Origin of the sequence: Rahnella victoriana, assembly GCF_021276285.1 — a bacterium.
Classification (GTDB): Bacteria; Pseudomonadota; Gammaproteobacteria; order Enterobacterales; family Enterobacteriaceae; genus Rahnella; species Rahnella victoriana.
The window spans coordinates 557001-568801 of record NZ_CP089920.1 but is presented as its reverse complement, the minus strand read 5'-3'; the positions used below and the strand labels follow the sequence as shown (position 1 = coordinate 568801).

Genomic DNA, 11801 nt, shown 5'->3' with positions numbered 1-11801 from the left:
AGTAACTATAATTCAACTTTTCTGAAAGTGAAATGTCATCGAACACAGCTGCATAATTTATGGAGATATTATGGGATTTAAGTATGGTAAACCTACAGTCACTCTTGTTGTTGAAGCGGTTAAAAGTCTCGGCGGCTCTGCAACCCAAGTCGATGTCGACACTTATTTAAAAAAAGAATATCCCAATTATAAAAACAACACATACACTAACCTTAATGCCTGTTCAGTTAATCGTAACTCTCCTGGAAGTCACAGTTTTAATAAGTATCAAAGACGTTCGGATGATTACCAAAACCCTCGTAATAAATATGATCAGCTCTTCAAACGGGGGGATATATACGAGCTGTATAAACCTGAAATACATGGTGTATGGGAAATATATTGCGATGAACATAGTAAATGGCATACCCGCATAATCGATGATAGTGATGAAGCTCGCTACTTAGAAAGGGAACTTGAAATCCAAATAGAATCAGCTGAAAAATTAGCATTAGAAGAGAGAAAGTTACGTTTAATTTCCTATGAGAAACACCCCCAAATTAGATACGTTATGACCAAAGTATTTCTCCGCAATCCTTATGTCGTTGTTGAAGTGCTGGAAAGAGCAAAAGGGATATGTGAAATCTGTAAACTTAAAGCACCTTTTCTCCGCGCTAAGGACGGGAGACCCTATCTGGAAGTACATCATATTCAACCTTTATCTGAGGGAGGAATGGATGTAGTTGAAAATGCTCAAGCGATTTGTCCAAATTGTCATCGCAAAGCCCATTTTGGTCCAATCACTTCTTAGATAAGTGAAAAACTTCAAGTGACAATGAAGGAAGTGACGTGATACAGAGGCGTCTTAACATGCAATAGTTAATTCAATTTTTTCGAATAACATAAGCAAATCACTCCGCTATCCCTTCCGGTCGCACGGCGTTATTCTTCTTCTCATCGAAGGCACACGGCCTTCCCCAAACAAACATTGAGAAGGAATGACATCATGAAATCTATCAAAACTTTCGTTATCGCTGCTGCACTCGCCACGGTTTCTTTCGGTAGCTTCGCGGCTGAAATCGGCACCGTTTCGGCCTCTGACAATACCTTAGAGGGTCTGGAATCCACTTTCGCCGCCAAAGCCGCTGCTGCCGGTGCCAGTTCTTATAAAATCATCGAAGCCGGTGGTCAGAACCGCATTCACGGCACCGCTGTGTTGTACAAATGATTTGCTGAAGTTTGTGATTCAAAACAAAAGCCGCTCCTTTTACAGAGCGGCTTTGTCGTGTTCAGCGTCCGGCTTTTACCCTTTCGTTGCCACTTTCAGCAAAATTACGCCGGAGAAAATCAGCAGCACGGCGATGACACGCAGCGGGTTGAGGCTTTCGCCAAACATCACTACGCCGAGAATAAAAGCACCGATGGCGCCGATGCCGACCCAGACGGTGTAAGAGGTGCCGAGCGGCAGAGTTTTCATGGAAATCGCCAGTAAAACTACGCTGAGCAGCATAAAAACGGCGGTGATGATGCTGGGGATCAGGCGGGTGAATCCGTGGGATTCTTTCATGGCGGTAGACCAGACAACTTCAAAAATGCCAGCTAAAAACAGGTAAACCCAGGCCATGGTGTTTCCTTAATATCTTCAGGGTCGTCCCTGTATAAGATGGCTGAGTCTCTGGTCGTCCAGTCAGCATGAAGAGTGAAGGAGTATAGTTCACTCTTTCATGCCTTTACAGTGTCTGGTCTGCGGGTAGAAACGAATCCTTTTCGGTATGCAGCGTAATGATCGCCGGACGGAACAGTTTGCCTTTCTGTTCGATTTCAAAGGTGCGAAAATGCCGGCTTTCGCCGACTTCAGATGCCGGCATCAGCGCCGCGCCGACCAGCCCGTCGCGGAACATCTCGATCACCAGCCGCGGTTCGGACACTTTCATGATCACATTCACGTCTTTCACTTCTTCATACAGCCGGTTGAGCAGCATTTCATAGGTCCCCTCGCCGCCCATGCGGTGCAGCATCACCAGCGGAAAACCGGAGAGATCAGCAAACGTCAGTGTGCGATCCGGCAGGGTGTCGGCCAGTTCACTGGTCACCACCGCCACCAGTTTGATTGGCTCGAATTCCCGCACATAGAACGAGCGCACGTCGGCGGGCGTCTGGATCATCGCCATATCCAGCGTTTTGTTCATCACCAGTTCTTCCAGATAAGTGGATTCGGACACTAACAGGTTCGGATCCCAGTCCGGGTTTTTGCGGTACAGCTCGAGAAAAACGGTGTTGAAATAGCGCAGATACAGGTAGGAAACGCCGATACGCACCGTGCGTTTTTTTTGCGACGCGATATCAATCGCCTGTTTAGTGACGCTGTTCACCTGATTGAGAATTTCACTGGTTTTGCGATACAGAAAACGTCCGGCCTCGGTGAGCACCATTTGTTTGCTGGTGCGGATAAACAGCGGCGAACCGATTTCTTCTTCAAGCTCGTGCAGGCGTTTGCCGAGCGGGGGTTGCGCGATATTCAGCACCTTCGCCGCCTTGCTGATGGAACCCTGCTCGGCGATGGTACAGAAGTAGCGCATTCTTTTGAGATCCATCTTTCCCTTCCTGTCAGTCTGGCTGCGTCATGCCCAGTATACAAAAAGCCACTTCGCACAGAAGTGGCTTTTTGCGGACATCCGTCAGTGGATGAACAGGCTCCAGTAATGCGAGATGGGCATGACCAGAATTAACGCCGGTAATAAATTGCCAACCGCGATGGATTTTATACCGCTGATACGGAAACCGGCGGCCAGCATAATAAAGCCGCCTGCGGCAGTGAAATCCCCCATCATTTGCGGATTGGTCAGCGGCAGAATAACGACCGCGGCCGAGGCGATCAGAAACTGCACAATCCACTGAGGAATAAAGATCAGGGCGACGGCATAACCGAGCACGGTGGCGAAAATCGCGGCGGTGAACAGATCCATAATGGCTTTGACGAACAGAATGTTCGGGTCGTGCGTCATGCCTTCGGTCATCGCCCCGATAATCCCGGTGCCGCTGGCGCAGAACAGCACAATGATGGCCACGAACTTCTCGGTGAAGACGTTCTGATCCATGCCGGTATCCGGCGCAAATTTTGCGGCGATACCGCGCGCCATATTTCCCAGACGGGCAATGTAACGTTCGAGATAAAACAATTCGCCGATGGCGGCACCGAGGATCACCGACAAAATCACCACCGGCATGCTGTGCATTTTAACCAGCAGCACGACGCCCAGCGCCATGGAACACAAACCAAAAGTCTGGGGCAGCGAGGTTCGTAACCGCTCTGGCATTTTTACGCCAAGAAAGCCCCCTAACAGGCCGCCAAGTATAATGGCGCCGCTGTTAACGATAGGTCCAATTAACATTTCTACTCCGCTATTTTGAGATATTGTTTTAAATATTCCGCTATAAATCTTCGCCCCAGCGTTTAATATTGGCGACATCCAGGTCAAATAAATCCAGCGCGCGTGCCACGCTGTGGTGAATAATGTCATCCACGCTGCCGGGTTTATGGTAAAGGGCCGGAACCGGCGGGAAAATAATCCCGCCCATTTCCGTCACCGACTGCATATTTTTCAGATGCGAAAGATTCAGCGGTGTTTCCCTGACCATTAATACTAACCTGCGCCGCTCTTTTAAAACCACATCTGCGGCGCGGGTCAGTAAGTTGTTGGTCAGTCCGTGAGCAACAGAACCCAACGTATTCATCGAACACGGCGCAATAATCATCCCGATGGTTTTAAAAGAACCACTGGAAACCGATGCCCCGAGGTTATTAATGGAATGCACTTCATCGGCCAGCCGGATCACTTCCTGCCGTTCGATATCGGTTTCGAGACTGCGCGTCACTTCGGCACCTTTACTGATAATCAGGTGCACGTCGATATCGATATCGCGCAATATTTCCAGCGCCTTCATTCCATACTGAAACCCGGAAGCACCGCTTATTCCGACAATTATCCGCCTTCTCTTCATTTCACCTCTCCGCCTTTGAAACGTCGCACCGCAGATGCGCTGGCTTATTGCTGTTAGTATTTAAAGTCAGGTAAGAATTTCTTCACATCGACTTCTTTAAATTTGGAACGTTCGAAATGCGCTTTCAGGTGGAACGGCACCGTGCAGTCGAAGATGGTTTTACATGACATGCCTTCCTGCAAAATGCTCGGGCTGTAGGCCGGATTTTGCGAAGGATCGAGCGGATGACAGCGGACGCCCGGAATGGTGACGGTATCCACGTCGCCCTGATAGCGGGTTTGCATCGCCCACAGGATGTCGTCGGTATCGAAAATATCCACGTCTTCATCCACCAGAATCACATGTTTCAGCTCGGAGAATGCCGCAAACGCCAGCAGCGCCGCTTGTCTCTGACGGCCTTCATCCACCGGGGAGGATTTTTTAAACTGCAATACCGCCAGTAACTTACCGCCGCCGGAGGTGTGGGCATGCACATTCAGCACGCGGCCCGGCATGGCGCGGTCGATCATATCCAGAATACTGGCTTCGGTCGGAATACCCGCCATGCTGACGTGCTCGCCGCTCGGGCCAAGCGTGGTTTGCAGGATCGGATTTCTGCGGTGCGTGACGGCTTTCACTTTGATCACCGGCAGTTCGGCTTTGGCTTCACCGGTGTAGCCCGGGAATTCCGGCATTGCTTTGCCGGTATTGGTGTTCTGATCTTCGCGCACACGGACGTTCGGCAGCAACTCACCTTCAATGACGATTTCGGCGTGGGCAATGGCTTTTTCATCGATGGACACACAGTGGGTCAGCTCGACAGCTTTACCGCGCAACGCACCGGCGATGCTCAGTTCATTGAAGCCCAGCGGCGTGGTTGGCGGCTCGAAGCAGGCGGCAATTTCAATCGCCGGATCGACACCGATGCTGATTGAAATCGGCAGCGGTTTGCCCGCACGTTCCGCTTTTTCACGGAAGGCATCGATATGACGGCCCGGCGTCAGCCACATTGACAGTTCGTCGCGGCTTTGTATGCACAGGCGGTGAATGGTGATATCGGATTCTTTGGTTTCAGGATCAGAGGCATAGCACATGCCCATGGTGAAATACGGACCGGCATCTTCTTCGGTGTTGGTCGGTGCAGGCAGCAAGGTGCGCAGGTCAAAATTCGGGTCATCGGCTAGGTAGGTGACTTCCTGACAGGGCGCCGGACCGCGATCGACCACCACCGGCGCGATGGCATTTTTCACCGAATCCCTCAGCAGAAAACCGAGTTTTTCCGGCGCACAGTTCAGCAGGTAGCCCGCACGTTCACGGGTCGACATCAGACCGGTGACCACGCGCACGCCCGGAAAACCTTTAATGGTATTAAACATCATCGCCGGGCCTTTGCGGGTCGGACGTTCACAGGTGCCCCCGGCACCGACGTAACGGTATACGCCGGAAAGCTCCGCATGCGGATCGACTTCCACATCGGTACTGACCATTTCGCCTGGCAGGCTTTCTAAAAATTCAATCGCAGACCGGAGGTCATGCACGTTATTATTTTGAGGGTGGGTTTCTTTCTTAGACATATTTTTTATCCAGGTAAATTAATATTCCACATAATGAGAAAATTATTTCATCGCCGGATTAAATATATATTTACTGCCGTCATTCAAAAAGTACCGTTTAAATACAGGCGCTAAACCTTTTTGGTTTATATCAAAAATATAATTATTATTTAACACTTATTAATACAGAATAATAACTTTCCGACATCATTTTACGCTATTTACGTTACGGCCATCACACCGTAACGCAAATTAATAAATTGGAATTTAGACCGGCACTGAAAATTGAAAACAGGCACCCTGTTTTGACTGTTCAATCAGGCGGATATCACTGCCATGAAGTTGCAGAATACGGCGCACAATCATCAGGCCCAGCCCGCCTGCGCGGTGTTTATTGGTGCTGAGGATCGACGGACGCACGAACAGGTTGTCCTTCAGTTCCGGCGCAATTCCCGGCCCGCTGTCTTTCAGTTGCACCATCACCTGCCCTTCGTGCGGCCACAATTTGATTTCTATCGTGCCGCCTTCCGGCGTAAAACGAATGGCATTATCCAGCAGATTGGTCAGCACCCTTTCAATCATGCCTAAGTCCGCGTTCACCAGCGGAATGCCCGGCGTGATATCGGCAAGTAATTTCTGCCCGCGCGTTTCGGTCGCCAGTTCAAATTTCTGGAACACATCCTGCACCAGTTCGCTCAGCGAAAACGGTTCTTTCTGCGGTTTCACCACGCCATATTCCAGCCGCGCCAGCTCAAATAATTCCTGCGCCAGACGGCCGACTTTTTTACTCTGCGTCAGGGCGATATTCAGATAACGCTGCCGGTCTTCGTTACTCAGATGATCTGATTTCACCGACAGGGTTTCCAGATACCCGTGCAATGAGGTCAGCGGCGTGCGCAGGTCATGGGAAATATTGGCGATAAATTCGCGGCGTTGCTGATCCTGCACCATCAGGCTTTGCCATTGCTGGTCGATGCGTTTTGCCAGCGCGACAAACGCCTGTTGCAGTTGTGTCACTTCATCGCGCGCAGCACCGGCTGGCGTATCGGTTTTCGCCAGCGCCTGAATGGCGTCCATTCCGCCGGAATCGAGTTGTGCAATCTGCGCCGTCAGTTTACGCACCGGCCGCGTTACCCAGCGGAACGCCAGCGCACCGGCCAGCAGGCCGAACAGCGCCACCAGCCCCATCGAGCGCCACGCCAGAGAGATTGCCGACTGATATTGCGCGTCGCTGGTCAGCGCGGTGTATTCATCACCCAGCAGCACGATATACACATAGCCTTTGGTCACGCCATCGACCCGCAATGGCGCGGCGCTGAACACCTGACGGGTTTGCGGATCGCGCGGATTGTCGCCATATACCGGCATTTTCGCGCCATTTAGCAGCGCATTCACTGGCGATAAATCGATTTTTTGCCGTTGCAAACGCCCCGGAGGGGCAGCGTTGCCGACGATATTGCCGTCTTTATCCAGCAGATACACCTCGACACTCGGGTTCACCGCCATCAGCTGATTAAACAGCGAATGCACCGCTTGCGGATCCCAGTCGCCCTGGCTGAGCAGCGGATTGTTCGCCGCGATCTGCGTCGCCAGATTGGCCGACAGACGCTGGATCACTGACTGGCTGTACTGATTGCTCGAGCGCACCTGCATATAGCCGGAAAGCGCACAGCAGGCGATCAGCAGCACCATAAACACCAGAGTCAGTCTTTGCGCCAGCGTGAGATTTTTCATGATTTACCCTTGCGTCTCTTCAGCGGAAGACACGAATTTATAGCCTTTTCCCCACACGGTCAGAATGCGTTCCGGCTCAGCCGGATTGGCTTCTATCTTGATGCGCAGCCGGTTGATATGGGTGTTCACCGTATGTTCATACCCTTCGTGTTCATAGCCCCAGACCTGATTTAACAGGCTGAGGCGCGAGAACACTTTGCCGGGATTTTTGGCAAAGAAGTACAGCAGGTCAAACTCACGCGGCGTCAGCTCGACCGGCTGATGACTGAGCGTGACGTCACGGGCGATGGGGTCGATCACCAGCCCGGCAAAACTCAGCGTGCCGGCATCCATTTTCAGGTTACGGCTCATCGCTTCCTGCCGCCGGAACAGGGCCTTGACCCGCGCCACCAGCTCCAGCATAGAGAACGGTTTCGCCAGATAATCGTCCGCGCCCAGTTCCAGCCCGAGCACGCGGTGCACTTCGCTGGAACGCGCGCTGATAATAATGATCGGCGTATACCGCGTCATGTTGCGTGCGCGCCGGCAGATTTCCAGACCATCGACGCCCGGCAGCATCAGGTCGAGGATCAGCGCGTCCCAGCCTCCTTTTTCCAGATGCGCCACGCCCAGATTGCCGTCGGCGGCGTGGGTAATTTCATAGCCTTCATCGCGCAGATGCAGGCTGAGCAGTTCAGCGATATCCCCGTCATCTTCAACGATCAGGATCTTCTTCGGCTTATCCATGTGTTATCCCAAAACGTGGCGTTTCCCAATGATTTGAGTCTACACAAGCCACCGCCCCGGAGTTATCACATTTTATTTAACTTTGCGTGAGGTCTCGGGGAACAAATCCGCTCAATACTCGCTGCATCACAGGGCGGACAGCCGGACTTCATCATGACAATACATACGGACTTACCCCATCAGGCAAAACAAAAACCCGCCATCGTGCATCCGTTATGGCTGCGTCTGACCCACTGGCTGAACGCGCTGGCGGTGCTGATTATGGTGACCAGCGGCTGGCAGATTTATAACGCGTCGCCGCTGTTTGATTTTGATTTCCCCACCACGATGACGCTGGGTGGCTGGCTGGGCGGCGCGATCCAGTGGCATTTCGCTGGCATGTGGCTGTTCGGTTTTAACGGCCTGTTTTATCTGCTGATGAACATTTTTACCGGCCGGATGAAGCAAAAATTCTGGCCGCTGACGCCGCGTGGCATCTTCAATGATTTGCGGGCGGCATTGCGCGGCAAGCTGAAACACGACGATTTGCGTCACTACAACATGGTGCAGCGCGCTGCCTACGTGTTCGTGATGTTCGACGGCATCGTGCTGGTGCTTTCCGGGCTGGTGGTGTGGAAATCGGTGCAGTTTCCGCTGCTGCGCGAACTGATGGGCGGCTTCGATACCGCGCGTTACGTGCATTTTCTGGCGATGGCGTCACTGGTGGCATTTGTGGTGCTGCATATCGTGATGGTGGCGCTGGTGCCGAAAACCCTGATTGCCATGATCCGCGGACGTTAAGGAAGATCCGATGAAGAACCTCATCAAAAAAAGTATCAGCCAGATTTTCAGCACCGCCGACAGCGAGGCGATTGTGCAGGAAGCTAAAAAACAGATTATCCGCGAACTGGATGCGCCTTCCCGCCGCCTGTTTTTACAACGCGGCCTGACGCTTGGCGGCGTGGCGATGCTGACCGGTTGTGACATCAGCGATAACGCCAGCGTGGAAAATGCGCTGGGTAAAATCTCCGGCTTTAACGACCGCGTACAAGGCTGGCTGTTTGGCTCGACGCGCCTTGCGCCGGTGTATGCCGAATCGATGATCACCCGCCCTTTCCCGTTCAATGCTTTCTATGCCGAAGACGATGCACCGGACGTTGACGGCAACGCCTACCGCCTGAAAATCGCCGGTCTGGCGCTGGATAAACGCGAATGGTCATTACCGGCGCTGTACAACATGGCGCAGGTCAGTCAGGTGACGCGGCACATTTGTGTCGAGGGCTGGAGCGCAATCGGTAAATGGGGCGGCGTGCCGTTCGGGGATTTTCTGCGCCTGATTGGCGCAGATCTCACGGCGGAATACGTCAGCTTTAAATGCGCTGACGAATATTACACCAGCATTGATATGGCGACGGCGCTGCATCCGCAGACCCTGCTGGCGCTGACCTACGACGGCCAGATTTTGCCGCGTAAGTACGGCTTTCCGATGAAACTCAGAATGCCGACCAAACTGGGTTACAAGAACCCGAAACACATCGAAGTGATTGAAATTACCAATAAGTTTACCGGTGGCTACTGGGAAGATCAGGGCTACAACTGGTTCGGCGGAAGCTGAACAACCTCCACAAAAACCTTTGTATCTCAAAACTCAGAAGAAGGAATTACCATGAAAAAGTTAACCGTAATGATGATGTCTGCCTGCCTGATGATGGGTGCCGTGAGCACCACCTATGCCGCTGACGCGATGGCGAAAAAAGACACCATGGGCCACATGTCGAAAGACTGCACGAAGAAAGACAGCATGAGCAAAAATACCATGGCAAAAGACAGCATGGGCAAAGACTGCATGTCGAAAGATCATATGAAGAAAGACAGTATGTCGAAAGATTCCATGTCCAAAGACGGCATGAAAAAAGGCGCGATGAGCCAGTAACCGCATTCATTCCCGCCATGTAGCAAAAACGCCTCCGCCTGTTCAGCGGAGGCGTTTTTATTGGAAAATCCGCGGCAACCTGCGTAGTATATAAAACATATACGATTCATATACTGCGAGGTGACCCGATGGGTATCATCAAGATTTCAGAACTGATGCACGAGAATCTGCGCATCGCCAGCATGGCCTACACCCGGTCCATTAACGCCCAGGCCGAACATTGGATGAAAATCGGCATGCTGATGGAAACGCATCCCGACATGACACACAGTGAAATTTCGCAACTGCTGGTGCGTTGCAGCGTGGAATCGGACGAGAACAGTGACAGCATCCGCACGCTGTTAAACGTGGGCGGCACACACAGGAAGGCAAGCAATGAATAATGGTTTAGACGAACGGTATTTTGTGAATAACAACCGCATGGTCAAAACGCCGGAAGGCATCGACAAAGCCCGCATCGCCGGGAAACTGGCCGCCCGTGTGTTGCATATGATCACGCCACACGTCGTGCCCGGTGTCACCACCAACGAACTGGACCGTCTCTGCCACGATTTTATCGTCAACGAGTTACAGGCGATCCCGGCCAACATCGGGTATCACGGTTATCAAAAAACCACCTGCACCTCCGTCAACCATGTGATCTGCCACGGCATTCCTTCCGACAAGGCGCTGAAGAAAGGCGACATCGTCAACATCGACGTGGCGCTGATCAAAGACGGCTGGTATGGCGACACCAGCCGCATGTATTACGCCGGAGAGCCTGGCATTATGGCGCGCCGTCTGGTGGATACCACCTTTGAAGCGATGATGGCCGGGATTGACGTGGTGCGTCCGGGCGCCACCTTAGGCGATGTGGGTTACGCCATTGCCGCCGTCGCGAAACGCGAAGGGTTTTCCATTGTGGAAGAGTACTGCGGACACGGCATCGGCATGGGCTACCATGAGGATCCGCAGGTGCTGCATTACGGCGAGAAAGGCCGCGGTCTGGTGTTACAGGAAGGCATGTTATTCACCATCGAACCGATGCTCAACGCCGGTAAGAAGCAAAACAAAGTCCTGCCCGACGGCTGGACGGTGGTGACTAAAGATCATTCGTTGTCCGCACAATGGGAACATATGATTGCGGTGACGAAAACGGGCTATGAAATATTGACCCCATGGCCTGAAGAGAACTGATTTTCCTGTTATATTTCCTGAATGTAAAAGCCTCCGTCCGGAGGCTTTTAACTTTCTGTGATACGGCTCAGCTGCGCTCGATTTCTTTGGTCGCGCGATCTAACGCATCGGTGATTTTATACAGCGTTTCCTGTTCGATCGGCCCTTTGGCGAGGCGCAAATTGAGCGCCATGCGCATATTGTTAATCGCGCGCTGCATTTCCGGAATACTGCGGTTATTCGACAGAATCGCCAGCGAATGCAGTTTCTCTGTTACTGAACCGAGCAAATCACCCTGCTCTGCCAGCGACTGCGTGCCTTCCGGCGTAATTGAATATTGTTTCTTACCGGCCTCTTCCTGCTTCGCCGTTACCAGACCCTGTTCTTCCAGGAAGGTCAGGTTCGGATAAATAATGCTGGCGCTCGGGGTGTATTCCCCTTTGGCTAATTCTTCAATGGCTTTGATCAGCTCATACCCGTGGGCGGCACGTTGCTGTAAGAAATGCAGCATCAGCACACGGATATCACCCGTTTCGAACATGCGCTCACGGCGATGTTTTTTCGCCGTAATACAGTGCGCTTTTTTGCCGGATGTGGCAGGAGGACGGTCATTACCCAAAGGATTATTTTTCATCAGAACCATAGTCAGGATTGCGTAAAAAGTGCGTACAGATATCCCTTAAAGATAACGGGTTAAGCCTTCTTTCACAATGCTGTAAAACATCAGGCAAGCCGCAGCCTGCCTGATTTTATGCCTTTAC

15 protein-coding genes are annotated in these 11801 nt (G+C 52.0%); 7 read left to right on the top strand and 8 right to left on the bottom strand.

Features of this window, described 5'->3' with window-relative positions; genetic code table 11:
* Nucleotides 1-70 precede the first annotated feature (70 nt).
* Together J9880_RS23915 and J9880_RS23910 are read left to right on the top strand one after the other, a co-directional pair.
* Complete coding sequence (locus J9880_RS23915) at nucleotides 71-790, top strand: HNH endonuclease (RefSeq protein ID WP_232770602.1); 720 nt, start codon at nucleotides 71-73, stop codon at nucleotides 788-790.
* 195 nt (nucleotides 791-985) lie between these two features.
* A complete protein-coding gene (locus tag J9880_RS23910; RefSeq protein ID WP_119824654.1) occupies nucleotides 986-1207 on the top strand; it encodes a YdgH/BhsA/McbA-like domain containing protein in 222 nt (73 codons plus the stop codon).
* A 75-nt stretch (nucleotides 1208-1282) separates the two neighbouring features.
* Here J9880_RS23910 and J9880_RS23905 read toward each other — a convergent pair whose 3' ends face one another.
* The 7 genes from J9880_RS23905 to J9880_RS23875 all read right to left on the bottom strand — a co-directional run bounded on the left by J9880_RS23905 (nucleotide 1283) and on the right by J9880_RS23875 (nucleotide 7973).
* Nucleotides 1283-1603, bottom strand: a complete 321-nt coding sequence (locus J9880_RS23905; RefSeq protein ID WP_119824660.1) for a DMT family transporter — start codon at nucleotides 1601-1603, stop codon at nucleotides 1283-1285.
* Between the two features lie 106 nt (nucleotides 1604-1709).
* Nucleotides 1710-2573 (bottom strand): LysR family transcriptional regulator, encoded by an 864-nt coding sequence (locus J9880_RS23900; protein ID WP_095925513.1) that lies wholly within the window; start codon nucleotides 2571-2573, stop codon nucleotides 1710-1712.
* Between the two features lie 84 nt (nucleotides 2574-2657).
* Nucleotides 2658-3371 carry a DUF554 domain-containing protein gene (locus J9880_RS23895; protein WP_131693543.1) on the bottom strand — a complete coding sequence of 238 codons (714 nt, stop codon included), beginning with the start codon at nucleotides 3369-3371 and terminating at the stop codon, nucleotides 2658-2660.
* 40 nt (nucleotides 3372-3411) lie between these two features.
* On the bottom strand, nucleotides 3412-3981 hold the full coding sequence (locus tag J9880_RS23890; RefSeq protein WP_131693544.1) for a UbiX family flavin prenyltransferase: 570 nt from the start codon (nucleotides 3979-3981) through the stop codon (nucleotides 3412-3414).
* Between the two features lie 53 nt (nucleotides 3982-4034).
* A complete protein-coding gene (locus J9880_RS23885; protein ID WP_232770601.1) occupies nucleotides 4035-5534 on the bottom strand; it encodes a UbiD family decarboxylase in 1500 nt (499 codons plus the stop codon).
* A 246-nt stretch (nucleotides 5535-5780) separates the two neighbouring features.
* Complete coding sequence (locus tag J9880_RS23880) at nucleotides 5781-7247, bottom strand: sensor histidine kinase (protein ID WP_119824666.1); 1467 nt, start codon at nucleotides 7245-7247, stop codon at nucleotides 5781-5783.
* A gap of 3 nt (nucleotides 7248-7250) precedes the next feature.
* Complete coding sequence (locus tag J9880_RS23875) at nucleotides 7251-7973, bottom strand: response regulator transcription factor (RefSeq protein ID WP_131693546.1); 723 nt, start codon at nucleotides 7971-7973, stop codon at nucleotides 7251-7253.
* 153 nt (nucleotides 7974-8126) lie between these two features.
* Between J9880_RS23875 and J9880_RS23870 the strand changes: the two genes are divergently transcribed.
* The 5 genes from J9880_RS23870 to map all read left to right on the top strand — a co-directional run bounded on the left by J9880_RS23870 (nucleotide 8127) and on the right by map (nucleotide 11061).
* Entirely contained in the window at nucleotides 8127-8753 is a 627-nt protein-coding gene (locus J9880_RS23870) for a cytochrome b/b6 domain-containing protein (protein WP_095925507.1), read from the top strand.
* Nucleotides 8754-8763: 10 nt separating this feature from the next.
* A complete protein-coding gene (locus J9880_RS23865) occupies nucleotides 8764-9567 on the top strand; it encodes a molybdopterin-dependent oxidoreductase (RefSeq protein ID WP_095925506.1) in 804 nt (267 codons plus the stop codon).
* Nucleotides 9568-9618: 51 nt separating this feature from the next.
* A complete protein-coding gene (locus tag J9880_RS23860; protein ID WP_095925505.1) occupies nucleotides 9619-9885 on the top strand; it encodes a pentapeptide MXKDX repeat protein in 267 nt (88 codons plus the stop codon).
* 128 nt (nucleotides 9886-10013) lie between these two features.
* Nucleotides 10014-10268, top strand: coding sequence for a ParD-like family protein (locus J9880_RS23855; protein ID WP_095925504.1), 255 nt, complete (start codon nucleotides 10014-10016; stop codon nucleotides 10266-10268).
* A gap of 37 nt (nucleotides 10269-10305) precedes the next feature.
* Nucleotides 10306-11061: a type I methionyl aminopeptidase gene (gene map / locus J9880_RS23850; RefSeq protein WP_408637253.1), complete on the top strand. Its 756-nt coding sequence runs from the start codon at nucleotides 10306-10308 to the stop codon at nucleotides 11059-11061.
* A gap of 67 nt (nucleotides 11062-11128) precedes the next feature.
* On the opposite strand, the gene J9880_RS23845 is transcribed toward map, so the two are convergent.
* The gene (locus J9880_RS23845; RefSeq protein WP_232770600.1) at nucleotides 11129-11674 is read right to left on the bottom strand and encodes a PadR family transcriptional regulator; all 546 of its coding nucleotides are present in this window, start codon (nucleotides 11672-11674) and stop codon (nucleotides 11129-11131) included.
* Nucleotides 11675-11801 lie beyond the last annotated feature (127 nt).

Bases quoted from the DNA above. Each gene is read 5' to 3' on its own strand.
- J9880_RS23915 (WP_232770602.1), top strand. From the start codon at position 71: ATGGGATTTAAGTATGGTAAACCTACAGTCACTCTTGTTGTTGAAGCG.
- J9880_RS23910 (WP_119824654.1), top strand. From the start codon at position 986: ATGAAATCTATCAAAACTTTCGTTATCGCTGCTGCACTCGCCACGGTT.
- J9880_RS23905 (WP_119824660.1), bottom strand. From the start codon at position 1,603: ATGGCCTGGGTTTACCTGTTTTTAGCTGGCATTTTTGAAGTTGTCTGG.
- J9880_RS23900 (WP_095925513.1), bottom strand. From the start codon at position 2,573: ATGGATCTCAAAAGAATGCGCTACTTCTGTACCATCGCCGAGCAGGGT.
- J9880_RS23895 (WP_131693543.1), bottom strand. From the start codon at position 3,371: ATGTTAATTGGACCTATCGTTAACAGCGGCGCCATTATACTTGGCGGC.
- J9880_RS23890 (WP_131693544.1), bottom strand. From the start codon at position 3,981: ATGAAGAGAAGGCGGATAATTGTCGGAATAAGCGGTGCTTCCGGGTTT.
- J9880_RS23885 (WP_232770601.1), bottom strand. From the start codon at position 5,534: ATGTCTAAGAAAGAAACCCACCCTCAAAATAATAACGTGCATGACCTC.
- J9880_RS23880 (WP_119824666.1), bottom strand. From the start codon at position 7,247: ATGAAAAATCTCACGCTGGCGCAAAGACTGACTCTGGTGTTTATGGTG.
- J9880_RS23875 (WP_131693546.1), bottom strand. From the start codon at position 7,973: ATGGATAAGCCGAAGAAGATCCTGATCGTTGAAGATGACGGGGATATC.
- J9880_RS23870 (WP_095925507.1), top strand. From the start codon at position 8,127: ATGACAATACATACGGACTTACCCCATCAGGCAAAACAAAAACCCGCC.
- J9880_RS23865 (WP_095925506.1), top strand. From the start codon at position 8,764: ATGAAGAACCTCATCAAAAAAAGTATCAGCCAGATTTTCAGCACCGCC.
- J9880_RS23860 (WP_095925505.1), top strand. From the start codon at position 9,619: ATGAAAAAGTTAACCGTAATGATGATGTCTGCCTGCCTGATGATGGGT.
- J9880_RS23855 (WP_095925504.1), top strand. From the start codon at position 10,014: ATGGGTATCATCAAGATTTCAGAACTGATGCACGAGAATCTGCGCATC.
- map (WP_408637253.1), top strand. From the start codon at position 10,306: ATGGTCAAAACGCCGGAAGGCATCGACAAAGCCCGCATCGCCGGGAAA.
- J9880_RS23845 (WP_232770600.1), bottom strand. From the start codon at position 11,674: ATGAAAAATAATCCTTTGGGTAATGACCGTCCTCCTGCCACATCCGGC.